The following is a 25272-nucleotide window of genomic DNA, read 5'->3' as shown; positions in this document are numbered from 1 at the left end:
CAAAATCGGACAACCCTTTTTTGGAGACAGCATGAAACATCTGAAGGACCCCGGCCTCTTTGTTCAGCAGTGCCTGATCGATGGCCACTGGCAGCCCGCCTTGAACGGCCAGGCGCGCGAGGTGATGAACCCCGCCACCGGCGAGCGGGTGGGCACGGTGCCCAACATGGGCGAGGGGGAAACGCGCCTGGCCGTGCAGGCGGCGGCCCACGCCTTCCCGGCCTGGGCCGCGCGCAGCGCCAAGGAGCGCGCCACGCTGCTGCGCCGCTGGTACGAGCTGATGATGGAGGCGCAGGACGACCTGGCGCGCATCATGACGATCGAACAAGGCAAGCCGCTGGCCGAGTCGCGCGGCGAGATCGCCTACGGCGCGAGCTTCATCGAATGGTTCGCCGAGCAGGGGCGGCGCAACAACGGCGACGTGATTCCCGCGCCGCAGCCCGACAAGCGCATCGTGGTGCTGCGCCAGCCCATCGGCGTGTGCGCGGCGATCACGCCCTGGAACTTCCCCAACGCGATGCTCACGCGCAAGCTTGCGCCCGCGCTGGCCGCGGGTTGCACCATGGTGGTCAAGCCGGCCACCCAGACCCCGTTCTCGGCCCTGGCCATCGCGGTGCTGGCCGAGCGCGCCGGCATTCCCCGGGGCGTGATCAACGTGGTGACGGGGGATGCCGGCGCGATCGCGAAGGAGCTCACCGGCAACCCGGTGGTGCGCAAGCTGAGCTTCACCGGCTCCACCGAGATCGGGCGCGTGCTCATGCGGCAATGCGCGGAGCACATCAAGAAGGTCTCGCTGGAACTGGGCGGCAACGCCCCCTTCATCGTGTTCGACGACGCGAACCTGGACGCGGCGGTGCAGGGCGCGATGATCGCCAAGTTCCGCAACAACGGCCAGACCTGCGTGTGCGCGAACCGCCTCTATGTGCAGCGCGCGGTGTACGACGAGTTCGCTGTCAAGCTCGCGGCCAGCGTGCAGGCGATGAAGCTGGGCAACGGCCTCGACGCGGGCGTGGTGGTCGGCCCCCTGATCGACGGCAAGGCCCTGGCCAAGGTGGAGGAGCACATCGACGACGCCCTTGGCCAGGGGGCCACCGTGATCGCTGGCGGGCGCCGGCTCGAGGGCAATTTCTTCGAACCCACGGTCATGACCGGTGTGACGCAGCAGATGCTGGTCGCGCGCGAGGAAACCTTCGGCCCGCTGGCGGCCTTGATCCCCTTCGACAGCGAGGACGAGGTGATCCGCATGGCCAACGACACCGAGTACGGCCTGGCCTCCTACGTGTACACGCGCGACCTCTCGCGCAGCTGGCGCGTGTCGGAGCGGCTGGAGTACGGCATGGTGGGCGTGAACACCGGCCTGATCTCCACCGCCGAGGCGCCGTTCGGCGGCGTCAAGCAGTCGGGCCTGGGCCGCGAGGGCTCGCAGTACGGCATGGACGACTACACCGAGCTGAAATATGTCTGCGTCGGTCTCGACTGAACGCGACCCTGAACCTCAGGACGGGCGCTGGCACTGGACCATGCCGGTGCGCGTGCGCTGGACGGATCTGGACGCGCTGGGCCATGTCCACCACCTCGTGTACCTGAGGTGGTGCGAGGACGCGCGCAACGAGCACGCCGAGGCCATCGGTCTGCCGCTGCCGGGCACGGGGGCCCGCTCCCAGGTCGTGGTGGCGATGGCCTGTGATTTCCGCCAACCGGTCGGCCGCGGGGCCGAGCCTTCGGTGTGCCTGCGCGTGACGCGCGTGGGCCGCACCAGCCTGGAAGCGCGGTTCGGCATCCAGGTCGACGGGGTGGCGCATTTCGCGGCGCGCGTCACCACCGTGATGTGCGAAGACCGCACGGGGCAGGCGTCGCCCTGGACACCGGCCGAGCGGGAGCGGCTGCTCGCCGGGCCGGTGCCTGCCTGAGCGCGTTCAGCCCAGGCGCGCGGCCTCCACCTGGCGGATGGCGCCGGCGATGCGCTCGGCGCTGAGGGCGGTCGGGAAGTTGCGCACATGCGGCGCGGTCATGGTCTGGCGCGCGATGGTCTCGATCTCGTCCTGGCTGGCCGCGCGCCCCAGGCCCAATTCGTTCAGGTCCTGCGGCAGGCCGATGCGCCGGTAGAAGCCGCGCAGCTCCGCCATGAAGGCCGCGTCGCGCTCTTCCAGCGTGAGCTGCACCAGCAGGCCGTAGGCGACCTGCAGGCCGTGCAAGGTGCTCGCGGTGCCGGCGATCGCGGACAGGCCGCGCGTCATCGCATGCGACACCGAGAGTCCGCCGTTCTCGAAGCACAGCCCGCTGAGCAGCACCGTGGCCTCGACCAGCGATTCGAGATGCGCATCGGTGGTGGCGCGCCGCACGGCCTCGATGGCCGGCTCGGCGTGCTCGCGCACGCTGCGGTAGCTGAGGTCGGCCAGCACCAGCGCCGCCTGCGTGCCCAGGCCGCCGTAGATGTTCAGGCCACCGGCGGCGGCGCAGCGCTCGACCTCGAACTTCTTCGAGAGCGCGTCGCCGATGCCCGCGAGCAGCAGCTTGACCGGCGCGGCCGCGATCAGCGCGGTGTCGACCACCACGGCCGCGGGGTTGTGCGCCAGGTGCTCCACCGACAGCAGGCGGTGGTGTTCGTCGTACAGCACAAAGATCTTGCTGGTGGGCGCGTCGTTGGACGCCACCGTGGGCACGGTCACGACCTGCGCACCCAAGGCCCGGGCCACGGCCTTGCCCACGTCGATGCCCTTGCCACCACCGGCCGCGATCACCACGCCGGGCTTCGCCGCGCCGAGCTGGTCCGTGAGGCGCTGCACCTCGGCGGGCGTGATGTCGCCGGAGAACTCGCCGGTGCTCAGCGCCACCCCCGAGGCCTGGCAAGAAGCCGCCACGCGAGCGCCCACCAGGTCGAGCACGAAGCGGTCGGCAATCAGCACGGCCGACGGCGCGAGCAGGGCGGCCTGCGCGCCCAGTTGATCGAGGGCGCCCGGGCCCTGCAGGTAGCGCAGCGGGCCGCCAAAAACGCGCAGCAGGGAAGGGGTGGCGGGGGAAGTGGACATCTTGTCTCCTGGGTGGAAAAGGGTTCTTGAACACGGCGGACCGGGCACCCGCATCCGGGAAAACCCGCAGCATGATGCACGTTGCATCATATATCATGCGTCCGATCGAAGGCGAAAGCAAGGTGCTGTCGGACGGGCCCGGCACCGTCGCCTTCGATGCCCGGCCGGTGCGCTGGACCGCTGGCCGACCCATTCCTCAATCTGGAGACGAGACCATGAAGACCATCCCAACCCATCGGCGCCAGGCGCTGATCCGCCTGGGCGCCGCCTGCCTGTTCGGGCTGAGCGCGGCGGCGTTCGCACAGCCCAAGGAGATCAAGATCGGTTTCGTGCTGCCCCTCTCGGGCGGCACCGCGACCATCGGCAACCAGACCAAGGTCGGCGCCGAGATCGCCATCGAGCAGATCAACGCCGCGGGCGGCATCAAGTCCCTGGGTGGCGCCAAGCTGGTCGCGATCTTCGCGGACAGCCAGTCCAAGCCCGATGTCGGCGTGGCCGAAACCGAGCGCCTGATCACGCGCGAGCAGGTGTCGGTGATGGTGGGCGCGTACAACAGCGCGGTCACCTTCCCGGCCACCGAAGTGGCCGAGCGCTACAAGACGCCCTGGCTGGTCACGGGCTCGGTGAAGGACGAGATCACCGAGCGCGGCTTTCGCTACGTCTTCCGCCCGAACAACAAGGCGATCTACGACGCGCGCGAGCAGATGGACGCGATCGACCTGCTGGCCAAGGAAACCGGCAACAAGCCGCAGACCATCGGCCTGTTCTACGAAGGCACCGACTGGGGCCGCTCGCACACCGCCAACATCAAGAAGATGGCGCTGGAGCGCGGCTACAAGATTTCACTCGACGAGTCCTACCCGCCCAACCAGTCCGACTTCTCCGCGCAGCTGCTGAAGATCCGCGCGAGCAAGCCCGATGCGCTGATCGTCGTGGCCTACACGCCCGACCACATCCTGTTCACGCGCCAGTTCGCGGAGAACCGCCTCAACGTGCCCTATGGCATCCACTCCGTCGGTGGCGGCGCGGAAGACCCCTCGTTCTACAAGTCGGTCAACCCCAAGGCCTACGACCTGATGTTCGTGCAGGACGATTTCCAGGTGGACATCATGCAGGCCATCAAGGACCCGAACGCGCTGGACGCCGACAAGAAGTTCCAGACCCGCATGGGCTACGGCCTGAACGCCTACGGCGCGCAGGGCGTGTCCAACGCCTACATCCTGCGCGACGTGCTGGAGCGCGCCGCCTCGACCGACCGGGAAAAGATCCGCGATGCCCTGGCCGCGACCGACATCAAGAGCGGGCCCGCGCTGATCACGGGCTACAGCCGCGTGGTCTTTGACGACAAGGGCCAGAACCCGCACGCCCACGGCGCCATCACCCAGAACATCGGTGGCGAGCGCCGCACGGTGTGGCCGGCGACCAACCGGCTGGCCGGCACCAAACCGGTCTGGCCGCTGCCCGACTGGTCCAAGCGCTGATCCGGTCCACGGCTTCAACCCGGGCGCCCGCCGCCCCGCGCGGCGGGCGCCCTCATCACGGAAACCGGTATGGATCCCCTCATCTTTTTCTACGCGCTCATCAACGGGCTGCTGCAGGGCGCCATCTATGGCGGCATCGCCCTGGGCCTGAGCCTGATCTTCGGCGTGCTGCGCGTCATCAACTTCGCGCACGGCTCGTTCCTCATGGTGGCCATGTACGCGGCCTACACGCTGTGGTCCACCTTCGGCCTGCACCCCTACGTGGCGGCGCTGGTGACCATGCCCTTGCTGTTCGGCTTCGGCTACTTCACGCAGAGCGTCATCATCTCGCCGCTGTTCAAACGCGAGTCGTCGCTGGTGGTGGAACCGCTGGGCGCGCTGCTGCTGACCACGGGCGTCTACCTGGTCATGGACAACCTGGTGCTGATGACCTACGGCCCGGACGTGCGCTCGGTGAGCGTGGACTTCGCCGGTGGCACCTTCGAGGTCGCGGGCCTGCCGATCAGCATCCCGCGCTTCGTCGGCTTCGTCGCCGCCATCGCCGTGGCCGGGGGCCTCTGGTGGGGGCTCAAGCACACCGACGTGGGCCGCTCCATCCGCGCCACCGCGCAGAACCGCGACGCGGCCGCCATGAGCGGCGTGAACGTCTACCGCGTCTACAACCAGACCTTCGGCCTGGGCGCCGCGATCCTGGGCCTGTTCGGTGCCTTGCTGGTGCCCTTCCTGTCGATCACGCCCACCGTGGGGCTGATGTTCGGCGTCAAGTCGTTCCTGGTGGTGGTGCTCGGTGGCATCGGCTCGATCCCGGGCTCCATCGTGGGTGGGTTGCTGCTCGGTGTCTTCGAGTCGCTGATCTCGCAGTTTGTCACCGCCACCTCGGCCGCGATGTTCTCCTTCCTCATCTTCATCGTGGTGCTGCTGGTCCGTCCCAACGGCCTGCTGGGCCGCAAGGCGTGAGGGCGTGGCCATGTCAAGAATGAACGCCTTTTCCAACTCCCCCTCCACGCTGATCCTGGGCCTGCCCATGATCGCGATCGCGGCCGTGCTGCCGCTGTTCGTGAGCGACTCGTACACGCTGCACTCCCTGACCATGATCCTGTACTTCGCGTACATGGCCACGGCCTGGAACTTCGTGTGCGGCTACGTCGGGCAGCTCTCGCTCGGGCATGCCGTGTTCGCGGGCCTGGCCGGTTATGTGACGGTGCTGCTGTTCACGCTGCTTGGCCTCTCGCCCTGGCTGGGCATGCTGGCCGGCGGTGCGTTCGCGGCCCTGCTGTCGCTGGCCATCGGCTACCCCACGTTCAAGCTCAAGGGCCCGTACTTCACGCTCACCACGATCGCGTTCGCCGAGATCGTGCGCATCTGGTTCGAGAACACCGACGATTTCCTGGGCATCCCGCTCAAGGGCGCGCAGGGCCTCGTGGTGCCGCCGAGCGAACTCGGTGGCCTGGTCTACCAGTTCGAAGGCAAGGTGCCGTACTACTACATCGCCCTGGTGATGCTGGTGCTGGTGCTGCTCGCCACCATCGTGCTCGAGCGCTCGCGCCTGGGTTATTACCTCAAGGCGATCCGGGGCGACCACAACGGCGCCGAGGCCCTGGGCGTCAACCCCACGCGGTGCTCGCTGATCGCGCTCGCGGCCAGCGCCTTCATGACCGGCCTGGGCGGCGCCTTCTACGCCCAGTTCTTCCGCTACATCAACCCGGAACGCAACATGGGCATCGAGTTCTCGATCGACGTGGCGCTGATGGCCATCGTGGGCGGGCAGGGCACGGTGCTCGGCCCCATGCTGGGCGCCCTGGTGCTGCACCCGATCGCGGAGTTCTCGCGCACTTACCTCGGCGGCACCTTCCTCGGCCTGCACCTGGTCATCTACGGCGTGATCCTGATCGTCGCGGTGCTGTACTTCCCCAAGGGCATCATCGCGCCGATCGATCGCTGGCTGAAACAACGCCTCCAGCAAGGAGGGACGAAAAAATGAGCGATTCGACAACGGCGCTGCTGCAAGTGCAGGGCCTGAGCAAACGTTTCGGCGGCCTGAAAGCCGTGAACGAGGTGTCGTTCGACCTTCGGCAAGGCGAGATCCTCGGGCTGCTCGGTCCCAACGGCGCGGGCAAGACCACGGCCTTCAACCTGATCGCCGGTTTCCACCGCGCCGACCAGGGCCGCATCCTGTTCGAAGGCCGCGATGTGCTGGGCATGGCGCCCAGCGACATCTGCCGCGCGGGCATCGCGCGCACCTTCCAGCTCTCGCGGCCCTTCGGCGGGCTCTCGGCGGTGGAGAACGTGATGGTCGGCGCCTTCGCGCGCCTGGAGTCCACCGCCAAGGCGCGCGCGCTGGCGATGGAGCTGCTGGACTTCCTCAACCTCGGCGACCGCTGCAACGCCGACGCGAACGACCTCACCGCCTTCGACAAACGCAAGATCGAACTCGGCCGCGCGCTGGCCACGCAGCCGCGCCTGCTGCTGATGGACGAGGTGGTGGCCGGCGCCACGCCCAGCGAGGCGGCCGAGATGGTGGCCCTGGTGCGCAAGGTGCGCGACCGAGGCATCACGGTGCTGATCGTGGAGCATGTGATGAAGGTGATCATGGGTCTGTCGGACCGCGTGATCGTGATGGACCAGGGCTGCCTGATCGCCAATGGCGAACCGCAGAAGGTGGTGAAGGATCCGCGCGTTCTGACCGCGTATTTTGGAGAAGGCTATGTCGGCACCGATGTTTAGCGTGAAAGACCTCTGGGCCGGCTACGGCGAGCAGCAGGTGCTGCGGGGCATCCACCTCGACCTGCACCCCGGCACCATCACCGCCCTGATCGGCGCCAACGGCGCGGGCAAGACGACCTTCCTGCGCACGGTCTCGGGCCTGGTGAAAACCACCAAGGGCTCGGCGGTGCTGGAAGGCTGCTCGCTCACCGGCCTGCCGCCGCACCGCATCGTGGACCAGGGCTTCGTGCAGTCGCCCGAAGGCAAGCAGCTCTTTCCCGAGATGACGGTGATGGAGAACCTGATGGTGGGGGCGTCCACACCCCGGGCGCGCGCGCGCCGCTCGAAGACGATGGACGAGATCTTCGCGCTGTTCCCCATCCTCGATGAGCGCCGCCATCAGCTGGCCGGCACCCTGTCGGGCGGGCAGCAGCAGATGGTCGCCGTGGGCCGCGCGCTGATGGCGCTGCCGCGCGTGCTCGCGCTCGACGAACCATCGCTCGGGCTCGCGCCCATCATGGTGGACCGCCTGTTCGAAGGCATCCGCAAGATCCGCAACAGCGAACTCGCGGTGCTGGTCATCGAGCAGAACGTGCAGATGGTGCTCAACATGGCCGACCACGGCTTCGTGATCGAGAACGGCACCATCGCCATGCGCGGCACCGGCCGCGAGCTGCTGCACAACCCGCAGCTGAGGGCCAGCTACCTCGGCATCTGAACACCGGGCCCGCCGACCCGGCAGGGCCCGATCCCCTTCCCGCACCACGCCTGTTTCAAAGATATATGGTGCATCAATTCGCAACGAAAGGAACCCCCTCATGCCGCAGCCCAGTCCCGTCCGCCGAGCGGACGCTCCCGATTTCACCCCCACCGCCGAAGAGATCGCCCGCCTGCGGGAGAAGGCCCGCTTCGTGCGGCTGGAGACGATCCGGCTGATCGAGATCGCCAAGGTCGGCCACTACACCTCGGTCTTCTCCGCCGCCGAGATCTTCGCCTCGCTGTACTACGACGTGATGTCGCTGCGCCATGGCGAGCCCGCCTGGCCCGACCGCGACCGCTTCCTGATGGGCAAGGGCCATGCCGCCGTGGGGCAGTTCCCCATCCTCGCGGAGTGGGGCTTCATCCGCCCGGAAGAGCTGGACGGCTACACCCGCCTGGGCAGCGCGCTGGGCGACCACCCCGACATGACCAAGGTGCCCGGCATCGACTTCAGCTCGGGCTCGATCGGCCACGCGCTCTCCGGCGGCTGCGGCATGGCGCTGGGTGGGCGCATGTCCCAGCGCGACTTTCACGTCTTCGTGATGCTGGGCGATGGCGAGATGCAGGAAGGGCAGGTGTGGGAGGCCGCGCTGTTCGCGGCCCACAACAAGCTCTCGCGGCTGGTCGCCATCGTGGACCGCAACGGCTACCAGCTCGACGGCAAGGTGGACGAGGTGATGGGCGTCGAGTCCCTGGCCGAGAAGTGGCGCGCGTTCGGCTGGGAGGTGCACGAGGTGGACGGCCACAGCGTGCGCGACCTCACCGCGCTGCTGCGGCGCCTCAAGGCCGACACGGGCCGCGACAAGCCCGCCTGCGTGATCGCCAGGACCATCAAGGGCAAAGGCGTTTCCTACATGGAAACCGAACCCGGCTGGCACCTGGGCTACCTGGCGCCGGCCGACGCGCAGCGCGCCATCGAAGAAATCATGAGCAAGGAGATCTGAACCATGAACCCCCAACCCCTTTCCCCCGACTCCTGGCAGTACCGCGCCCTGAACCAGATCACCCCGGGCCTGAACCATTTTTCGGACGCGCTGATCGAACTGGCCGAGCAGGGCCACCCCGTGATGGCCGGCTCGGCCGACCTGCAGTACTCCAACGGCCTCAACAAGTTCGCCAAGGCCTACCCCGATCGTTATGTGCAGTTCGGCATCTCCGAACAGAACATGGTGACGGCCGCCGCCGGCCTGGCGACCACGGGCCAGATCCCCTTCGTCGCCACCTTCGCGTCCTTCCTGGGTCTGCTGTGCTGCGAGCAGATCCGCATGGACGTGGCCTACAGCAAGCTGCCGGTGCGGCTGGTGGGCCACCACACCGGCATCTCGCTCGGCTTCTACGGCACCTCCCACCACGCGACGGAGGACATCGGCACCATGCGCTCCATCGCGGGGCTCACGGTGATCTCGCCCGCCGACGGTCCGCAACTCGCGAGCGCGATCAAGGCCTCGATCGGCTGGCCCGAGCCGATCTACTTCCGCATCGGTCGCGGCCGTGAGCCCGACGTGTACGAGAAGAACACACCGTTCGAGATCGGCAAGGCCATCGAGCACAGCCGGGGCACCGACCTCACCCTCATCGCCTGCGGCATGGCCGTGAAAGGCGCGCTCGAGGCCGCGGCCGCGCTGGGCCGCACGGGCTTCTCGGTGGGCGTGATCGACATGGCCACCATCAAGCCGCTGGACCGCGACGCGGTGCTGCAGGCGGCGGCGCGTTCGCGCCTGCTCATGACGGTGGAAGAGCACAACGTGCTCGGTGGCCTGGGCGCCGCCGTGGCCGAGGTGCTGGCCGACGAAGGCGCGGGCGTGCGCCTGGTGCGCCACGGCATCCACGACGAGTACAGCCTGATCGCCCCGCCCACCCACCTGTACGCGCACTACCGGCTCGACGGCCCCGGCATCGAGGCCGTGGCGCGCGAAGCCATGCAGGGCAAGCGCGCGGCGGCCCGGCCCGCGCCGGCGCTGGCCTTGGCGGCGGGAGGCGCGCGATGAGCGCCGTGTCCGCGACGATGCGCTTCATCGACCACGGCCAGGGCGGCGGCCCCGAGGTGCTCGTGCCGCGCACCGGCCCCACGCCGGTGCCGGCGGCCGGCGAGGTGCTGGTGCGCGTGGCCTATGCGGGCGTCAACCGCCCCGAAGCCCTGCAGCGGCGCGGGCTCTACGCGCCGCCGCCCGGTGCCTCCCCCATCCTGGGCCTGGAGGTGTCGGGCGAGGTCGTGGCACTGGGTGCGGGTGTGACGCGCTGGTCGGTGGGCGACCCGGTGTGCGCGCTGACCAATGGCGGTGCGTACGCCGACTGCGTGGTGGTGCCCGAGGGCCAGGCGCTGCCCGTGCCCGAGGGCATTTCGATGCGGCAGGCCGCCGCCTTGCCGGAGAACTTCTTTACTGTCTGGGCCAACGTCTTTCAGCGCGGCGGTCTGCGCGCCGGGGAAAGCCTGCTGGTGCATGGCGGCTCATCGGGCATCGGCCTGACGGCGATCCAGCTGGCCAAGGCCTTCGGCGCGCGCGTGCTGTGCACGGTCGGTAGCGCCGAGAAGGCGGCGGCCTGCAAGGCCGCAGGGGCCGACATCGCCATCAACTACCGCGAGCAGGACTTCGTGGACGTGGCGCTGAAGGCGACCGAGGGCGCCGGTGTGAACATGGTGCTCGACATGGTCGGTGGCTCCTACGTCGAGCGCAACCTGCGGGCCCTGGCCGTCGAAGGGCGGCTGGTGCAGATCTCGTTCCTGGAATCGTCCCGGCCCGAGCTCGACTGGACACCGCTGATGGCCAAGCGCATCACCTTCACCGGCTCCACCTTGCGCCCGCGCAGCCTGGCGGACAAGACCCGGATCGGCCGGGAGCTGGTGGAGCAGGTGTGGCCCTTGTTGAGCGCGAAGCGCGTGGCGCCCGTGATCCATCAGGTGTTCCCGCTGGATCAGGCCTCCCTGGCGCATGCGCTGATGGAGTCCTCCGAGCACATCGGGAAGATCCTGCTGGAGGTCTAGGCCCGCCCGCGGCTCATCGAGGGCCGACCAGCTCCGACTCCACGCGCATGTCCAGCACATAGGCATAACGCGAGGCGTCGGCCGGCGGGTTCTGGATCGTGTAGCGCTTGACACGCAGCACGTTGCGCGTGCCCGCCTGGTGCGTGAAGCCCTCGATGTTGCCGTAGAAGTGGCCCCATTCGCCGGTGCCGGTCTTGAGGCCGGCGCTGTTGTACTTCACCTCGCGCACCTGCATGCACTGCGCATTGCGCACCACGCCGTGGCTGCAGGGCTGGAGCTGGGGGCCCACTTCCAGGAACAGGGTTTCGCCCGCGCCGCCGTAACGCGTGGCGTCGGTGGGCTTGCCCACCAGGTGCCAGCGGCTGCCGTCGTTGAACTGCAGCAGCACGCGCGGCGGGTTGGCGTCCTGGGCCAGGTGCACGCGGGTGGCGCGGCTGATCTGCGTGGCCACGGCCTGTTCCAGCTGCATCAGCTGGCGGTCGGGGCAGGCCATCATCGTGCTCACCGGGCGCGAGATCGTGATGTCGATGCCGTTGAGCTGGTAGCCCGCGCCGATGCCGTTGCAAAGCCTGTCCACGACCACGCGCTGGTCGCCCGGCTTGTCGCCCGGGACAAAGCTCAGGCGCACGACGCGCTGGGGCGCGAGCGCGGTGAATGCGGGCAGTGCGCGGCCGCTCGGGTCGTCCGCCTTCTCCAGCTCCCAGTGGAAGGCCTGCAGCGTTTTGTTGAGAGACGAATCGTTCATGGCGTTGGCCGACGGGGGGGTGGAGGTGGCGCAGGCCGTCAGGCCCAGCAGGGTGGCTGCGGTGAGGGCGATGAATGTCCAGCGTTTCATATGGAGGTTTCCTTTCTGTGGTCCGCCAGGACAGCATGGCGGATGTGTTTGTTTCATGCAAGCTCTCCTACATATTGAGGATTGACAGCCGTCCGGGTGCCGCCGAGGATGGTCGGCGGTGTCCTTCCCCCAACCATACAGGAGCATCATGGCCGCCTACTTTCATCTCAAGCCTTCGGGCACGCAGTGGATGTTCAACCTCGTGGCGGGCAACCACGAAATCATCTTGACCAGCGAGCGCTACACCGCCAAACAGAGCGCGCAGGGTGGCATTGCGTCGGTCCAGGCGAATGCGCCGGTCGATGCCCGCTACGCGCGCCTGAACGACGCCGCGGGAAAGCCTTATTTCGTGCTGAAGGCGGCCAATGGGGAGCCGCTTGGAAAAAGCGAGACCTACTCATCGGCGGCCGCGCGGGACCAGGGGATCGAGGCGGTGAAGGCCGCGGCGCCGGGCGCACCAACCAAGGCGTGAAGGTCTCAGCGCGACGTGCTGGTGTAGATGCGGTTGCGCCCTTCCAGGCAGTACGTCTGCGCGTGAAAGATCGGCCGGTTCTGTGCGTAGTGCACCCGGTCGAGCAGCACGTAGAGCTGCGGCTGGCGGTTGCCGCGGTCCCAGCCGATGGCACTGGAGTGGACCGCGTGGTATTCCACCTCGGTGCGGTCCGTGCGCACGCCCAGGCGCGCGAAGATGTCCACGAACGACATCGAGAACAAGGTCTCGTCGAGCACCTCGGGGAACAGGCTGTCGACGTAGCGGTCGTAGCCATAGCTCAGCAGTTCGTCGTCGCTGTAGATCGCGCGCTCGGTGTAGAGCACGCGCGCGCCGGCGGGCAGTTCCAGCTTGTGGGTTTCCTCGGGCGTGCCGGCGCGGCGTTCCAGCCTGTGCAGCACGATGCGCGGCGTGCGGCCCTGGCCCCTGATCGACTCGGTGAGAGACTCGAAGTGGCCCATGCCCATGGACGCGGGCGGCGGCGGGGGTGGGCTCACGATGGTGCCCACGCCGCGCTGGATGCGCAGCAGGCCCTCCGTCACCAGGCGGCTGATGGCCTCGCGGATGGTGTTTCTCGACACCGCATACGTGCCGGCCAGCGCGGTCTCGGCCGGGATGGCCTGGCCCGGCGACCATTCGCCGGCCGACAGGCGCCGGCGCAGGTCCTGCGCCAGCCGGTCGGGCAGGGTCAGGACGTCAGCTCGGCCCATGACTTGCGCTCGCCGGCGAAGTTCCTGTAGACCTGCTCGCCGGCCACGATGGGCTCGAAGCGCGGCACCTCGCCAGCCGGCGCGAAGTCGCGCGGGTCGATCACCTGGTGGTAGTTCGGGTGGATGAACAGCGGGATCGAATAGCGCTCGCGGCCCGAGCGGTTGATCACGCGGTGCAGCGCCGACTTCAACCGGCCATTGCTCCAGCGCGTGAGCAGCTTGGCGACGTTGAGCACGATGGCCTCTTCGTCGGGCACCACGGGCAGCCAGTCCTTGTCCGGGCCGAGCACTTCGAGGCCTCCGTTCATGTCCTGGATCAGCAGCGTGATCAGGCCCTGGTCTTCGTGCGCGCGCACGCCTTCGTCGGCGATGTGCTGCACCACTTCCTGCGGCGGGTAGTGGACCACGCGCATGTTGGAGTAGGTGTTGCGCGACACGTTGGCGAAGAAGTCCGCCGGCGCGCCCAGGTGCAGCGCAAACGCCTGCAGCACCGATTCGCCGACCCGGAACATGTCGTGGTAGCAGGTCTCGAGGCGCTCGCGGAAACCGGGCACGTCGGGCCAGGGCGTGGCCGCGTAGAACGGCAGCGGCAGCAGGGCCGGGTCGATCGGCGGGATCGGATGGCCCATGCTGAAGGCCTCCTGTCCGCTGGGCTTCTGGCCTGGCTTCGCGTTGTCGAACATCGGCTGGAAGCCGCGGTTGGTCTTGCGCTCCTGGTACGGCGCCTTGGCTTCCTCGCTCTGGCCGAAGAAGGCTTCGGCGGCCCGGAAGGTCTCGGCGATGACCGCGGGCGACACGCCGTGGCCCACCAGTTTCATGAAACCATAGGTCTCGGCGGCGCGGCCCATGTCGTGGGCGATGGCCTGGCGCGCGGCCGGGTCGTCGCCGAAGAGCGGCGAGATGTCGATGGTCGGGATCGCGTGCGGGGCGGTGGTGGTGCTCATGGGTGCTCTCTCAGTTGGCCTTGATGCCCGGGTTGAACGCGTTGGTCATCATCTCGGTGACGGGGGCCACCGACTTGATCTGGTCGTATTCCTTGTAGAAGGCCATGGTGTCCTCCCACACCTTGGGGTCCATCCACAGCAGGCCGCGCGCGCGCGTGTCGGCGCTCTGGTTCAGCGGGTTCTGCACCTTCATGCGCCAGGCGAGCTTGTCGGCGCGCTCGATCTGCTGCGGGTAGGCATCGACCAGCTGCACCGCCTCGGCCGGGTGGTCGATGGTGAACTTCAGGCCCCTGGCCACGGCGCGCACCACCTTGCGCACGGTTTCGGGCTTTTCCTTGATCATCTTGCCGCTCGTGAAGAGCGTGTCGCCGTAGGAGGCCACGCCGTGTTTCGAGAAGCGCAGCACCTTCCAGGTCTTGCCCTTCAGGTGCGCGGGCGCGTCGGCCTTGGCGGCTTCCAGTTCGACCTGGTAGGTCTGGTTGTGCAGATGGCCCGTGAAGTAGTCGACCTTGCCGACCAGCAAGGGCTCGGCGTTGGCCAGCACGGTCTCGACCTTGACCTTCGACAGATCGAGGTTGTTGCGTTTGGCCAGGGCCTTCAGGAACATCTCACCATCGGCCTGGATGCCCACGCGCTTGCCTTCGAGGTCCTTCGGCGCGGGATCCGGGTCGCCGGGGTTGCCCAGGCCGATGTACACGTAGGGCAGCTCCTGGATCAGCGCGCCGATGGCCACCACATCCACCGGCGACGGCGCCAGGCGCGCCGACATGATGAACGAATGGGCCATGACCCCGAACTGGGCCTGGCCCACGCCCACCGTGGGGATGGGGTTCTTGCCCGGGCCGCCGTCGATGAAGCTGACCTTGATGCCTTCTTCCGCGAAGTAGCCCTTGGCGTCGGCCACCATGAGTGCCGCGTACTGTCCGTTGCGCAGCCACGAGAGCGCGATCCGGATATCTTCGGTCGGGGCCTGCGCGGCGGCGCCGCTCCAGGCGGTCAGGCCCATGGCCAGGGCGGCGGCGAGGCGGATGAAGGGGGCGCGCATGGTGGGGCTCCTTGAAGATCGGAAAAGACGGGCGGAAAAGAAATGGCCTGGGAGGATGCGGATCACTTGCCGCCGGTGCGGCTGCGCTCGCTCCAGTTGATGCGCGCGCCGATCACCTGGACCAGCATGTAGATCGCGTAGGACAGCACGGCGGCCAGCAGCGCCACCGCATACACCTGGTCGCCGCGGTACTGGGCCATGGCGCGGTTGATCACGTAGCCCAGGCCTTCGGAGGAAATCATCCATTCGGCGGCCACCGCGACGATGATGCTGCCGCTGCCGGTGATCTCCTGTGCGGCGAGGATGTAAGGGACGGAATACGGCAGCCGCACCTTGAGGAACACCTTCCACGGACTCACGTCGAGGATGCGCATGCGGTCCAGCACCACGGGGTCGACCGCCGCCAGGCCGCGCAGGGTGTTCACCAGCACGGGGAAGAAGCCGGCGATGGTGACGATCGCCACCTTGGTCCACAGGCCGTCGCCCACCGCGAGCACCAGCACCGAGGCCAGCGCCACATAGGGCACGTTGCGGATGGTGATGGCCGCCGGCATCAGCAGGCGGTTGAACATCGGCAGCGAGGTGAACAGCACCGCCAGGCCGATGCCGACCAGGTTGGCGAACAGGAAACCGATCGCCGCCGCGCGCAGCGTGACCATCAGGTGCTGCGTCACGAACGAGGTTTCCTGGGTCAGCACCGCGAGCACCTGCGTGGGGCGCGGAATCACGAACTCCGGCAGCCCCGAGAACGCGATGGCCAGGTACCACAGGCCGAGGATGGAGATCACGGGCAAGGCGATGCGCGAAGCGATCGTCAGCGCGCGCAGCGCCGCGGTGCGCGCGGCAGCGGCTGGCGGCACCGGCGCGACGGCGGGCGGGGTCACGCTGGTGGTGTTCATGCGGCGGCCCTCCATTGGCCGAACAGCAGGCCGCGGATGCGGTCGGTGAGGTCCACGAATTGCGGATCGGTGCGGAAGGCCGCCGTGCGCGGGCGCGGCGAGGGCACGCGGATGTCGGCCAGGATGCGGCCGGGCGCTGGCGAAAACACGATCACGCGATCGGCCAGCAGCACCGCTTCATCGACGTGGTGGGTGACGAACAGCACGGTTTTGGGGCGCGTGGCGAGCTCGGTGCCGAGCCACAGGCCCAACTCTTCACGCTTCATTTCGTCCAGCGCGGAGAAGGGCTCGTCCATCAGCAGCACCTCGGGGTCGTGCGCGATGGCCGACGCGAAATTCACGCGCTGCAGCATGCCGCCCGAGAGGTGGTGCGGCATCTTCTCTTCGTGTCCCGCCAGGCCGAAGTCGCGCAGCAGGCCGCGCGCGGGCAGGCCGGCGCGACCGGTCACCTTCTGGGTGAACTCGACGTCCTCGATGGCGCGCTTCCACGGCAGCACCGCGGGCCGCTGCGACACCAGGCCCAGTTGGCGCTGGCGCCGCACGGTGGCGGGCGGCAGGCCGCCGATCCGCACCGAACCGCTGCTGGGCTGGTCCAGGTCCGCCACCAGGCGCAACAGCGTGGTCTTGCCACAGCCCGATGGCCCGACCAGGGCGATGAACTCGCCGGCCGCGATGTCGAGGTCGACCGATTCGAGCGCCACGGTGGGACCGAAGCGGCGTGAAACGTTTCTGAGTTGAATGTCTGCGGACATGATGTCTGGACGTCCCCAAAAGTGGGCGGGTTGTTGGACGTCCAATGTCCAAAGCGAGATCCATGCCACGGAATTGCGGATGACCTGGCGCGAAAAAAAAGAGGCCCGCATCGCGCGGGCCTCTTCTTTGTGTATGGCGTCCCGATACTTGTCCGCCCGTCAGGACCGGCGGGCGTGGGCCATCTTATCGGCCCCATGTGACAGCCCTGTGGCAGGCCGGCCTTCGATCCCGCAGGCCGGGCCTTCTGTCAGGCCGCGGCGGGGACCAGGGCCGGCAGGGCGGCCGTGCGGCGGCGGCGCGCCACGGCACCGCCGACGAGGCCCAGGCCGGCCAGCAGCAGGGCATAGGCTTCGGGTTCGGGCACCGGGGTCACGAGCGAGCTGAAACCGGGGCTGCCGACATCGCCGACCGTCGAGGTCCACGAGCCATCGGCGTCACCGACGGAGGACAGCACCCAGCCGTGGATGTTGTTCTGGCCGAGTTCGGCGAAGCTGCCCGGGCGGGCGGCGTTGAAGCGCGGGCGCACGCCACCGATGGTGTTGTCGCCATAGGTCAGGCGGTCCACCAGGTTGAGCTGCGCGTCGTAGATGTTGACTTCGTCCGCGCGCGCGAAGTTGGGCGCCATGAAGCCGATCACCTTGACCGAGCTGTCCAGGTTCCAGCGGGTGCGGAACAGGTCGGGGTCGATCTCGGTGATGATGACCGACTCGCCCGCGCGCACGACGCCGAACTCCGACAGGTTGAAGGTCAGGCTGGTGCGGCTGTCGTCGTCGTAGCTCCAGCCGGTGAAGTCCACATCGGTGACACCGGTGTTGGTGAGCTCGATGTACTCGCCTTTTTCGTCGCTCACCGCGCTCTGGTACGAGAACTCGGTGATGAAGACGCTGGCGTGCGCCGGCGCGGCGACGACCAGGGCGCTGCCCGCGAGCAGGGTGGCGGCGAGCATGCGGTGAAGGGTGGACATTTTTTTCATGGAAGAACCTCGTTCAGGGTTGGCGTGGTGGACGGAAAACGGGAGCGGTGATCAGGCGGTGGTGGCGACGCGGTTGCGGCGGCGCGCCATGAAGCCGGCCAGGCCCAGGCCGGCGAGCAACATGCCGTAGGTCTCGGGCTCGGGCACCAGGGCGGCGGGCGTGAAGACGAACACCGACGGTTGTTCCTGGGTGATGTAGATCACGCCGTTCTCGTCGATGGTCACGCCCTCGGCGGTGCCGCTGAGGAACTTGAGGTCGATGAAGCCCAGCACCTCGCCGGTGCGGGTGATCTCGAACAGCCGGCGCGATTCCTGGCTGATGACGAGCAGGTGGTCGTCGATGCCGGTGCCGGAGAGGCCGGGCACGGTGGAGAGCACCTGGATGTCGGCCAGGTCGAGCGGGCGAACCGAGCCGGTCCAGTCGGGCTGCGCGAACACCATGTTGGCCGGGTTGAACAGCGCGCCGTGGCTGCCCGTGCCGGTGTTGAAGTCGATGTTCGCTTGCAGGATCGCCAGCGGGTTCTTTTCCTTGACGGCGATGAAGCTGCCGTTGCGCGGATCGAAGCTCACGCCTTCCAGGCCTTCGTTGTTGCTGTAGCTGCCGAGCGAGTAGGCCGGCAGGCTCGCGCTGCGCGTGGCGGTGGTGTTGGCTGTGTAGTCCACGCGGAACAGGCTCTGCGTGCGCTCTTCGCCCAGCACGAACTGGCCGTTGCCCACATAGGTCAGGGCTTCGGTGTCGTCGAAGCCGCTGAGCTTCATCGAGCCCAGCACCTCGCCGGTGCGCGTGACTTCCACGATGGCCTCGCCTTCGTCGCCGACGACGAACAGGGTGCCGGTGTCCCAGTTGTAGGTGATGGCCGAAGCCTCCGAGACCATGCCGGCCTGGCCGGGCAGGCGGAACTGCTGGGTGAGCGTGTAGCCCCCGAGGTTGAGCGAGGGCGTGGTCTGGGCGTGCGCCGAGACCGTGAGGCCTGCGCACAGCGCAAGCAGAAGGGAGGGGAACTTCATGGTGTCTCTTTCGTCTTGGGCGGCTCGACGCGAGTCCGCTTGCGGCGGAATTCTGGGCACCGAGCATTGCGGGCCTGTTGCCGGTTGACGCATTTTTCGGGCCTGGCCGTGCGCCGTTCGGACCATGCGGGCGCTTCGCCTTCGCCGTGGTGATGTCGAGCGCGGTTGCTGCGCTTCGGGCCGAACTTGATGAGCCGTTCGGCTCAGTAAAGCCGCGGCCCGCGGTTGCATTTCCGTGACGCACGCTCTGCATCATCTGACGCAGTCCGGCGCTGCGGTTGCATCCCACCGCGCGCCATCCAACGTGCTGCAAAGCCCACCACCAACCAGGTCCTGAAGATGAAGCCCACCCTTGTTCCGCGCTGCCCATCCGTTCAACGCCGCCTGCCCGCCTGCCTCATGGCGCTGGGCCTGCTCACGGCCCCGTCCGTGTGGGCCGACACCGTGGCGCAGAGCCTGCCGTTCCAGCAGAACTGGTCCAACGCGGGCCTGATCACCGCGGCCGACAACTGGTCGGGCGTGCCCGGCATCGTGGGCTACCGCGGTGACGACCTCGTGACCTCCACCGGCGCGAACCCGCAGACCGTGCTGGGCGTCGGCTCGCAGGTGGTCAACGTGCTGGCCAACCAGACCAACCCCAACACGCTCACCAACGGCGGCGTGGCCGAGTTCGAGATCGCCAACCCCGTGGTCGCGCTCAACGGCTCGGGCACCGCCGACGCGCCCAACCTCGTCATCCACCTCAACACCACCGGCCAGCAGGACATCCGCGTGGCCTACACGCTGCGTGACCTCGACGGCTCCAGCGACGACGCGGTGCAGCCGTTCGCCCTGCAATATCGCGTGGGCAACACCGGCAACTTCATCAACGTGCCGGCCGGCTTCGTCGCCGATGCCACCACCGGCCCGAACCTCGCCACCGCCACCTTCCCGGTGTCGGTGGTGCTGCCGGCCGCCGCCAACAACCAGGCCCAGCTGCAGGTGCGCATCATCACCACCAACGCGGTGGGCAACGACGAGTGGGTCGGCATCGACGACATCGCCATCACCGGCACGCCGGTGGGCGGCACCATCAACCAGCCGATCGCCACCGCCTGCCCGGCCGGCAGCGCGTTCGACCAGGGCGTGGGCGGCACGCTGGCCCTGAGCGCCACCGACAGCGACAGTGTGGTCAACGGCCTCACGCTGGGCAACGGCACGCCCGCCGGCATCTCGCTCGACGGCTTCCAGCCCGCCGTCGCCGACGGCGGCACGGCCACCGCGTCGCTGGTGGTCGCCGGCTCGCTGGCCGCGGGCAGCTACCCGGTGCAAGTCACCTTCTCCAACAACGAACTGCAGACCGCGCTGTGCAACCTCACGGTGACGGTCAACGGCAGCCTCACCATTCCGCAGGTGCAGGGCAGCGGCGCGCAGAGCCCGCTGGTGGGCCAGGCGGCCACGGTGCGCGGCGTGGTCACGCTGGTCACCAACAACGGCTTCTTCCTGCAGGACCAGGTGGGCGACGGCGATGCCAGCACCTCCGACGGCCTCTTCGTCTTCACCAGCAGCACCCCGGGCGCCAACGTGGTGGCGGGCAACGAACTCAGCGTGACCGGCACCGTCACCGAGTACCGCACCGGCACCGGCGCGCAGGCCGTGGCGCGCCCGCTCACGCAGCTCACCACGCCCACGATCGCGCTGCTGTCCACCGGCCACACCGTGGCGCCCACCGTGATCACGCTGCCCGAAGTGGCCGAGGGTGAACTCGAGCGCTACGAAGGCATGCTGGTGCACATCGCCACGCCGCTGACCGCCTCGCAGAACTTCTTCCAGGGCCGCTACGGCCAGGTCACCCTCTCCGCCGAGGGCCGCCTCGAGAAGCCGACCAACCGCCACCCCGCCGGCTCGGTGGAAGCGCTGGCGATGGAAGACGAGAACGCGCGCCGCCGCATCCTGCTCGACGACGGCCTGTCGATCCAGAACCCGGACCCCACGCCGTACCTCGGCGCCGACACCACCCTGCGCGCCGGCGACGTGCTGCCCTCGGGCGTGACCGGCGTCATCGACTACGGCCTGGCCACCAACCTCACCGACGGCATCAGCGACTACAAGATCCACCCGACCGAACCGGTGGTCTTCAGCCGCGAGAACGCCCGCCCGGGCACGCCCGCGCCCGTGGGCGGCAACGTGCGCGTGGGTGCCTTCAACGTGCTGAACTACTTCACCACCATCGACCAGGCCGGCGCGAGCTGCTTCCCCGGCGGCGGCCGTTCCGACTGCCGTGGCGCCGACAGCGCGGCCGAATTCACCCGCCAGCGCGACAAGATCGTGAAGGCCATCGTCGGCCTCAACGCCGACGTGGTGGGCCTGATGGAGATCGAGAACAACGGCAACACCGCCGTGCAGAACCTGGTGAGCGGCCTCAACGCCGTGGCTGGCGCCAACACCTACGCCACCATCGCCATGCCCACCGGTGGCAGCGGCACCGATGCGATCCGCGTCGCCATGATCTACAAGCCCGGCAAGCTCTCGCCGGTGGGCCAGGCCCGCAGCGACACCAATAGCGTGCACAACCGCCCGCCGCTGGCGCAGACCTTCGCCGCCGCCAACGGCGAGCGCTTCTCGGTGGTCGTCAACCACTTCAAGTCCAAGGGCAGCTGCCCGAGCGGCTCGGGTGCCGACGCCGATGCGGGCGACGGCCAGGGCTGCTGGAACGCCACCCGCGTCGACCAGGCGCAGGCCCTGCTCGGTTTCATCTCGCAGATCCAGTCCACCTCGGGCTCGAACGACGTGATGGTGGTGGGCGACATCAACGCCTACGGCAAGGAAGACCCGATCCTCGAACTGACGAACAACGGCCTGGTCGACGAGATCGCGCGCTTCAACGCCTTCGGCTACTCCTACGTGTTCGACGGCGAAGCCGGCTACCTGGACCACGGCCTGGCCACGGCCAGCCTGAGCGCCAAGGTGACGGGCGCCATCCACTGGCGCATCAACGCCGACGAGCCCTCGGTGATCGACTACAACACCGAGTTCAAGCTCACCGACTACTACACCAACACGGTGTACCGCTCCTCCGACCACGACCCGGTGCTGGTGGGCCTGGCCCTGCGCAAGGCCGTCAACGGCACGGCCTCGCGCGACACCCTGGTCGGCACGGCCGGCGATGACGTGATCACCGGCGGCCCCGGCGCCGACGTGCTCACCGGCGGCGCGGGTGCCGACGTGTTCGTCTACACCGACCTGCGCGATGCCGGCGACCGCGTCACCGACTTCGCGCCCGGCACCGACCGCATCGACCTCACCGCGCTGCTGCAGTCCATCGGCTACACGGGCGGCAACGCCATCGCCGACGGCGTGGTGCGCCTGGTCGACAGCGCCGCCGGCCTGGTGGTCCAGATCGACGCCGACGGCCACGCCGGCCCGCTCGCCGCACGGCCCCTGCTCACCCTCAGCGGTGTGAACGCCGCCCAGATCGTGGCCGCCCGCGACCTCGGCCTGTGACGCCGGCCTCTTTCACCGACATCCCTTTCAATCCGGAGCCTCTTCTCATGAACGCATCCCAACAACGTTTTCGCCGCACGGCCTGTGCCTTCGCCGCGTCCCTCGTCCTGTGCGGCGGCTCGGTCTGGGCCGAGGGCCTGACGGTCCTGCACCTGGGCGACCAGGAATCGTGGCTGCTCTCCGCGCAGGGCAACCTGCGCGACGACGCCAGCCAGGCCATCTCGTTCTACGGCGGCGTGGACCGCCTGGCCACCGTGGTCGCCAACCGCAAGGCGGCGGCGTTGTCCGCCGGCCGCAGCGTGATCACGCTCAACGCCGGTGACTCCTTCCTGCCCGGCCCGCGCCTGACCGCCAGCTTCGCCAATCTCGCCAGCGCCCACGCCGACGGCGGCCAGGACTTCTACGACGCCATCGCCAACCGCCTGATCGGCGTGGACGCCACCACCTTCGGCAACCACGAGTTCGACCTGGACAACACCGGCCCGGTGGCCGCGCGCTTCGCCGAGGTCTCGGGCACCACCTACCTGTCGGTGAACCTGGACTTCTCCGCCACCCCCCAGTTCGCCAACCTGCAGGCGCTGGGCAAGGTGGCCGCCTCCAAGATCCTCACCACCGCCGGTGGCAAGAAGGTCGGCGTGATCGGTGTCACCACGCCGCTGCTGCCCTCCATCTCTTCGCCGCCCGCCGGCATCATGAAGAACTGGAGCGCCGCCAACAGCGAACTGCAGAACCTGCAGGCCCTGCTGCCCCTGGTGCAGGCCGAAATCGACGACCTGCGCAACAACCAGGGCGTGACGGCCATCGTCGTCATGAGCCACCTGCAGAACTCGCAGAACGAGCTCAACGTGATGGTGCCCGCCCTGCGTGGTGTGGATCTGGTGATCTCCGGCGGCGGCCACGAGCTCATGACCGACCCGGACGACCTGCTCATCAACGGCGGCGTGTCGCCCACCTACAGCACGCACCCGGTGTACGCCACCGACGCGCAGAACAAGGCCGTGCCCCTGGTCACCGGCCACTTCGGCAACCGCTACGTGGGTGAGGTGAACCTCACGCTGGACGACACCACCGGTGCCGTCACCCGCATCGACGGCACCCGCATGGTCCGCGTGAGCGGCGCCGCCGCCGACGCCGACCGCGTCACCGGCAACAGCGCCATCGCGGCGGCCGTGGTCGCCCCGGTGTCCACCTACATCCAGGCGCTCAACGCCCAGATCATCGGCACCACCGCCGTGCCGCTCAACGGCCCGACGCACGTGGCCTGCCCGGCCGCGCCCTGCGACTACACCGAAGGCGTGCGCAACGCCGACACCGGCCTGGGCAACCTCGTGGCCGACGCCATGCGCTTCGCCGGCAAGGCCGAGGTGGGCATCCAGAACGGCGGCGGCATCCGCACCAGCATCGCCGGCCCCGGCAACGTGACCACCGGCGACACCTTCAACGTGCTGCCCTTCACCAACCTGGTGAAACGCGCGCCCGCGATGAACGCCGCGCAGCTCAAGGACCTGCTGGAGCACTCGGTGGCCGCCTCCACGGCCAACGGCGTGCCGCAAGGCCGCTTCGCCCAGGTCTCGGGCATCCAGGTGGTCTACGACACCCTGCGCACCGCGCGCGGCACGGTGCTGAACTCGGGCGACCGCATCCGCCGCATCACGCTCGACGACGGCACCGTGCTGGTCGACAACGGCGCCGTGGTCTCGCCGCGCATCTTCTCGTTCGCCACCATCGACTTCACCGCCAACGGCGGCGACGGCTTCCCCTTCGCGGCCAATGCCGTGGTGTTCGAGAACAACGTCAACACCATCACCTACCAGGAAGCGCTGGCCAGCTTCATCCGCACGCCCAAGGCCGAAGGCGGCCTGCAGCGCCTCAACGCCGCCGACGGCGACGAGATCACCGCCAACGTGTACGGCGAGGAAAACGCCTTCGACCGGGGCGGCCGCCTGATCGACGCGGCCGTGGCCCGCACCGTGGCCGGCGTGACGCGCAACGGCACCAGCGGGCGCGACACGCTCGTGGGCACCGCGGGCGACGACCTGATCATCGGCGGCGCCGGTGCCGACACCCTCACCGGTGGCGCGGGCCTGGACACCTTCCGCTACACCAGCGCGCGCGATGCCGGCGACACCATCACCGACTTCACGCCCTACGTGGACAAGCTCGACCTCAACCCCCTGCTGGCCAGCCTCGGCGTGGTGGGCAACGGCGTGGCCAGCGGCCACGTGAGCCTCGTCGACACCCTCGGTGGTGTGCACGTGATGCTCGACACCGATGGCGCCAGCGGCCCCATCGCCCCGCGCCCCCTGGTCACGCTCAAGGGCCTGACCGCCGCCCAGTTCGCCCCGGGCCGCGACCTCGTGCCCGCACCCGCTCCCTGATTCCCCTGACGATCTTCTTCACCCGAAAGGTTTCCCATGAAAGCAATCCGCACCTTCGTCGCCGCCGCCTGCCTGTGCGCTGCCGGCATCGCGCCTGCCCTGGCCCAGGGCACCACGTTCCAGAACGGCACGTTCGACGCCAACGCCACGGCGGGCTGGCAGTCCTACGGCGACGTGCTCGCCGCCAACGAGCGCCTGCGCCTGACCACGGCCTCGCTGTACGACGACGACATCCCCGGCCAGAACGGCTTCAACAACCAGTCCGGCGTGGCCGCCGTCGATTTCTTCGCCTCGCCCGACCTGGCCGGCATCCCGGTCTCCGCGTTCGACCTGGGCGGCTACGCCTACGAAGGTTCCGCCGTGCGCCAGGACTTCACGGCCAACGCCGGCGACCTGCTGACGGTCACCTTCAACTGGGCCTTCCTGTCCACCGACACCGTCAACCCGGACTTCGGCTTCGTGGCCCTGAACGACTCGGTGTTCAAGTTCGTCGACACCACCAGCTCGGTGCTCAACGGCGTGTTCCTCGGCACCTTCGCCGACAGCAGCAACGTCAACTGGAGCTGGTACCAGTCCACCTACACCTACCAGGCCAACAGCAGCGGCACCGTGTCGCTGGCCCTGGGCGTGGTGGACGTGGGCGACGTGCTGAACACCTCCGAACTGCGCATCGACAACGTGGTCGTGAGCGCCGTGCCGGAACCCGAGACCTACGCGATGCTGCTGGCCGGCCTGGGCCTCCTGGGGGGTTACGCCCGCCGCCGCAACAAGCAGCAACCGCAGGCGGCCCAGGCCTGAG

22 protein-coding genes and 2 pseudogenes are annotated in these 25272 nt (G+C 68.6%); 14 read left to right on the top strand and 10 right to left on the bottom strand.

The window, feature by feature from the left end:
- Positions 1-31: 31 nt before the first annotated feature.
- Together ABSY19_RS07890 and ABSY19_RS07885 are read left to right on the top strand one after the other, a co-directional pair.
- Positions 32-1480: an NAD-dependent succinate-semialdehyde dehydrogenase gene (locus ABSY19_RS07890; protein WP_382161017.1), complete on the top strand. Its 1449-nt coding sequence runs from the start codon at positions 32-34 to the stop codon at positions 1478-1480.
- Entirely contained in the window at positions 1458-1910 is a 453-nt protein-coding gene (locus ABSY19_RS07885) for an acyl-CoA thioesterase (RefSeq protein WP_382161014.1), read from the top strand. Before ABSY19_RS07890 ends, ABSY19_RS07885 begins: the two co-directional genes overlap by 23 nt.
- 6 nt (positions 1911-1916) lie before the next feature.
- Here ABSY19_RS07885 and ABSY19_RS07880 read toward each other — a convergent pair whose 3' ends face one another.
- Positions 1917-3029: a glycerol dehydrogenase gene (locus ABSY19_RS07880; protein ID WP_382161011.1), complete on the bottom strand. Its 1113-nt coding sequence runs from the start codon at positions 3027-3029 to the stop codon at positions 1917-1919.
- 95 nt (positions 3030-3124) lie between these two features.
- On the opposite strand from ABSY19_RS07880, the gene ABSY19_RS07875 reads away from it, so the two are divergent.
- The 8 genes from ABSY19_RS07875 to ABSY19_RS07840 all read left to right on the top strand — a co-directional run bounded on the left by ABSY19_RS07875 (position 3125) and on the right by ABSY19_RS07840 (position 10955).
- Positions 3125-4510 (top strand): ABC transporter substrate-binding protein, encoded by a 1386-nt coding sequence (locus tag ABSY19_RS07875; RefSeq protein WP_382161008.1) that lies wholly within the window; start codon positions 3125-3127, stop codon positions 4508-4510.
- 69 nt (positions 4511-4579) lie between these two features.
- Entirely contained in the window at positions 4580-5467 is an 888-nt protein-coding gene (locus ABSY19_RS07870) for a branched-chain amino acid ABC transporter permease (RefSeq protein ID WP_291121497.1), read from the top strand.
- Between the two features lie 19 nt (positions 5468-5486).
- A complete protein-coding gene (locus ABSY19_RS07865) occupies positions 5487-6491 on the top strand; it encodes a branched-chain amino acid ABC transporter permease (protein ID WP_382161005.1) in 1005 nt (334 codons plus the stop codon).
- Positions 6488-7234, top strand: a complete 747-nt coding sequence (locus tag ABSY19_RS07860; protein WP_382161003.1) for an ABC transporter ATP-binding protein — start codon at positions 6488-6490, stop codon at positions 7232-7234. The genes ABSY19_RS07865 and ABSY19_RS07860 overlap by 4 nt, the downstream gene beginning before the upstream one ends.
- Positions 7227-7931: an ABC transporter ATP-binding protein gene (locus ABSY19_RS07855; protein WP_382163735.1), complete on the top strand. Its 705-nt coding sequence runs from the start codon at positions 7227-7229 to the stop codon at positions 7929-7931. Before ABSY19_RS07860 ends, ABSY19_RS07855 begins: the two co-directional genes overlap by 8 nt.
- 100 nt (positions 7932-8031) lie before the next feature.
- On the top strand, positions 8032-8916 hold the full coding sequence (locus ABSY19_RS07850) for a transketolase (RefSeq protein ID WP_382161000.1): 885 nt from the start codon (positions 8032-8034) through the stop codon (positions 8914-8916).
- A gap of 3 nt (positions 8917-8919) precedes the next feature.
- A complete protein-coding gene (locus tag ABSY19_RS07845; RefSeq protein ID WP_382160997.1) occupies positions 8920-9960 on the top strand; it encodes a transketolase family protein in 1041 nt (346 codons plus the stop codon).
- 17 nt (positions 9961-9977) lie between these two features.
- Positions 9978-10955, top strand: a complete 978-nt coding sequence (locus tag ABSY19_RS07840; protein ID WP_382163733.1) for an NAD(P)H-quinone oxidoreductase — start codon at positions 9978-9980, stop codon at positions 10953-10955.
- 13 nt (positions 10956-10968) lie between these two features.
- On the opposite strand, the gene ABSY19_RS07835 is transcribed toward ABSY19_RS07840, so the two are convergent.
- Complete coding sequence (locus tag ABSY19_RS07835; protein WP_382160994.1) at positions 10969-11790, bottom strand: DUF4377 domain-containing protein; 822 nt, start codon at positions 11788-11790, stop codon at positions 10969-10971.
- 148 nt (positions 11791-11938) lie between these two features.
- Here ABSY19_RS07835 and ABSY19_RS07830 point away from each other — a divergent pair, with 148 nt between their 5' ends.
- Complete coding sequence (locus ABSY19_RS07830; RefSeq protein WP_382160991.1) at positions 11939-12262, top strand: YegP family protein; 324 nt, start codon at positions 11939-11941, stop codon at positions 12260-12262.
- 5 nt (positions 12263-12267) lie between these two features.
- Here the strand turns inward: ABSY19_RS07830 and ABSY19_RS07825 are convergent, their stop codons facing one another.
- From ABSY19_RS07825 to ABSY19_RS07790, 8 genes and pseudogenes are all read right to left on the bottom strand, one after another.
- Positions 12268-12990, bottom strand: coding sequence for a GntR family transcriptional regulator (locus ABSY19_RS07825; RefSeq protein WP_382160988.1), 723 nt, complete (start codon positions 12988-12990; stop codon positions 12268-12270).
- Positions 12969-13934 (bottom strand): isopenicillin N synthase family dioxygenase, encoded by a 966-nt coding sequence (locus tag ABSY19_RS07820; protein ID WP_382160985.1) that lies wholly within the window; start codon positions 13932-13934, stop codon positions 12969-12971. The genes ABSY19_RS07825 and ABSY19_RS07820 overlap by 22 nt, the downstream gene beginning before the upstream one ends.
- Before the next feature lie 10 nt (positions 13935-13944).
- A complete protein-coding gene (locus ABSY19_RS07815; RefSeq protein WP_382160982.1) occupies positions 13945-14979 on the bottom strand; it encodes an ABC transporter substrate-binding protein in 1035 nt (344 codons plus the stop codon).
- Positions 14980-15041: 62 nt separating this feature from the next.
- Positions 15042-15878 carry an ABC transporter permease gene (locus ABSY19_RS07810; RefSeq protein ID WP_382160979.1) on the bottom strand — a complete coding sequence of 279 codons (837 nt, stop codon included), beginning with the start codon at positions 15876-15878 and terminating at the stop codon, positions 15042-15044.
- Positions 15875-16630 (bottom strand): ABC transporter ATP-binding protein, encoded by a 756-nt coding sequence (locus ABSY19_RS07805; RefSeq protein ID WP_382160977.1) that lies wholly within the window; start codon positions 16628-16630, stop codon positions 15875-15877. Before ABSY19_RS07805 ends, ABSY19_RS07810 begins: the two co-directional genes overlap by 4 nt.
- A gap of 248 nt (positions 16631-16878) precedes the next feature.
- Positions 16879-17604, bottom strand: coding sequence for a lamin tail domain-containing protein (locus tag ABSY19_RS07800; RefSeq protein WP_382160975.1), 726 nt, complete (start codon positions 17602-17604; stop codon positions 16879-16881).
- Positions 17605-17655: 51 nt separating this feature from the next.
- Positions 17656-17757 (bottom strand): annotated as a pseudogene (locus ABSY19_RS07795) (PEP-CTERM sorting domain-containing protein); the annotation flags it as partial.
- 72 nt (positions 17758-17829) lie between these two features.
- Positions 17830-18480: pseudogene (locus ABSY19_RS07790) on the bottom strand (SdiA-regulated domain-containing protein); the annotation flags it as partial.
- A gap of 471 nt (positions 18481-18951) precedes the next feature.
- On the opposite strand from ABSY19_RS07790, the gene ABSY19_RS07785 reads away from it, so the two are divergent.
- The 3 genes from ABSY19_RS07785 to ABSY19_RS07775 are packed head-to-tail and all read left to right on the top strand — an operon-like array spanning position 18952 to position 25271.
- Complete coding sequence (locus ABSY19_RS07785; protein ID WP_382160973.1) at positions 18952-22095, top strand: ExeM/NucH family extracellular endonuclease; 3144 nt, start codon at positions 18952-18954, stop codon at positions 22093-22095.
- Positions 22096-22142: 47 nt separating this feature from the next.
- Positions 22143-24473 carry a 5'-nucleotidase C-terminal domain-containing protein gene (locus tag ABSY19_RS07780; RefSeq protein WP_382160970.1) on the top strand — a complete coding sequence of 777 codons (2331 nt, stop codon included), beginning with the start codon at positions 22143-22145 and terminating at the stop codon, positions 24471-24473.
- Between the two features lie 36 nt (positions 24474-24509).
- Positions 24510-25271 carry a PEP-CTERM sorting domain-containing protein gene (locus ABSY19_RS07775; protein WP_382160967.1) on the top strand — a complete coding sequence of 254 codons (762 nt, stop codon included), beginning with the start codon at positions 24510-24512 and terminating at the stop codon, positions 25269-25271.
- Position 25272 lies beyond the last annotated feature (1 nt).

It is taken from the genome of Hydrogenophaga sp. ANAO-22 (genome assembly GCF_042466645.1).
GTDB lineage: Bacteria > Pseudomonadota > Gammaproteobacteria > Burkholderiales > Burkholderiaceae_C > Hydrogenophaga.
This window is presented reverse-complemented; position numbering and strand designations above follow the sequence as displayed.

Excerpts from the sequence above, each read along its gene's own strand:
- ABSY19_RS07890 (WP_382161017.1), top strand. The coding sequence starts at position 32 with ATGAAACATCTGAAGGACCCCGGCCTCTTTGTTCAGCAGTGCCTGATC.
- ABSY19_RS07885 (WP_382161014.1), top strand. The coding sequence starts at position 1,458 with ATGTCTGCGTCGGTCTCGACTGAACGCGACCCTGAACCTCAGGACGGG.
- ABSY19_RS07880 (WP_382161011.1), bottom strand. The coding sequence starts at position 3,029 with ATGTCCACTTCCCCCGCCACCCCTTCCCTGCTGCGCGTTTTTGGCGGC.
- ABSY19_RS07875 (WP_382161008.1), top strand. The coding sequence starts at position 3,125 with ATGCGTCCGATCGAAGGCGAAAGCAAGGTGCTGTCGGACGGGCCCGGC.
- ABSY19_RS07870 (WP_291121497.1), top strand. The coding sequence starts at position 4,580 with ATGGATCCCCTCATCTTTTTCTACGCGCTCATCAACGGGCTGCTGCAG.
- ABSY19_RS07865 (WP_382161005.1), top strand. The coding sequence starts at position 5,487 with ATGAACGCCTTTTCCAACTCCCCCTCCACGCTGATCCTGGGCCTGCCC.
- ABSY19_RS07860 (WP_382161003.1), top strand. The coding sequence starts at position 6,488 with ATGAGCGATTCGACAACGGCGCTGCTGCAAGTGCAGGGCCTGAGCAAA.
- ABSY19_RS07855 (WP_382163735.1), top strand. The coding sequence starts at position 7,227 with ATGTTTAGCGTGAAAGACCTCTGGGCCGGCTACGGCGAGCAGCAGGTG.
- ABSY19_RS07850 (WP_382161000.1), top strand. The coding sequence starts at position 8,032 with ATGCCGCAGCCCAGTCCCGTCCGCCGAGCGGACGCTCCCGATTTCACC.
- ABSY19_RS07845 (WP_382160997.1), top strand. The coding sequence starts at position 8,920 with ATGAACCCCCAACCCCTTTCCCCCGACTCCTGGCAGTACCGCGCCCTG.
- ABSY19_RS07840 (WP_382163733.1), top strand. The coding sequence starts at position 9,978 with ATGCGCTTCATCGACCACGGCCAGGGCGGCGGCCCCGAGGTGCTCGTG.
- ABSY19_RS07835 (WP_382160994.1), bottom strand. The coding sequence starts at position 11,790 with ATGAAACGCTGGACATTCATCGCCCTCACCGCAGCCACCCTGCTGGGC.
- ABSY19_RS07830 (WP_382160991.1), top strand. The coding sequence starts at position 11,939 with ATGGCCGCCTACTTTCATCTCAAGCCTTCGGGCACGCAGTGGATGTTC.
- ABSY19_RS07825 (WP_382160988.1), bottom strand. The coding sequence starts at position 12,990 with ATGGGCCGAGCTGACGTCCTGACCCTGCCCGACCGGCTGGCGCAGGAC.
- ABSY19_RS07820 (WP_382160985.1), bottom strand. The coding sequence starts at position 13,934 with ATGAGCACCACCACCGCCCCGCACGCGATCCCGACCATCGACATCTCG.
- ABSY19_RS07815 (WP_382160982.1), bottom strand. The coding sequence starts at position 14,979 with ATGCGCGCCCCCTTCATCCGCCTCGCCGCCGCCCTGGCCATGGGCCTG.
- ABSY19_RS07810 (WP_382160979.1), bottom strand. The coding sequence starts at position 15,878 with ATGAACACCACCAGCGTGACCCCGCCCGCCGTCGCGCCGGTGCCGCCA.
- ABSY19_RS07805 (WP_382160977.1), bottom strand. The coding sequence starts at position 16,630 with ATGTCCGCAGACATTCAACTCAGAAACGTTTCACGCCGCTTCGGTCCC.
- ABSY19_RS07800 (WP_382160975.1), bottom strand. The coding sequence starts at position 17,604 with ATGAAAAAAATGTCCACCCTTCACCGCATGCTCGCCGCCACCCTGCTC.
- ABSY19_RS07785 (WP_382160973.1), top strand. The coding sequence starts at position 18,952 with ATGAAGCCCACCCTTGTTCCGCGCTGCCCATCCGTTCAACGCCGCCTG.
- ABSY19_RS07780 (WP_382160970.1), top strand. The coding sequence starts at position 22,143 with ATGAACGCATCCCAACAACGTTTTCGCCGCACGGCCTGTGCCTTCGCC.
- ABSY19_RS07775 (WP_382160967.1), top strand. The coding sequence starts at position 24,510 with ATGAAAGCAATCCGCACCTTCGTCGCCGCCGCCTGCCTGTGCGCTGCC.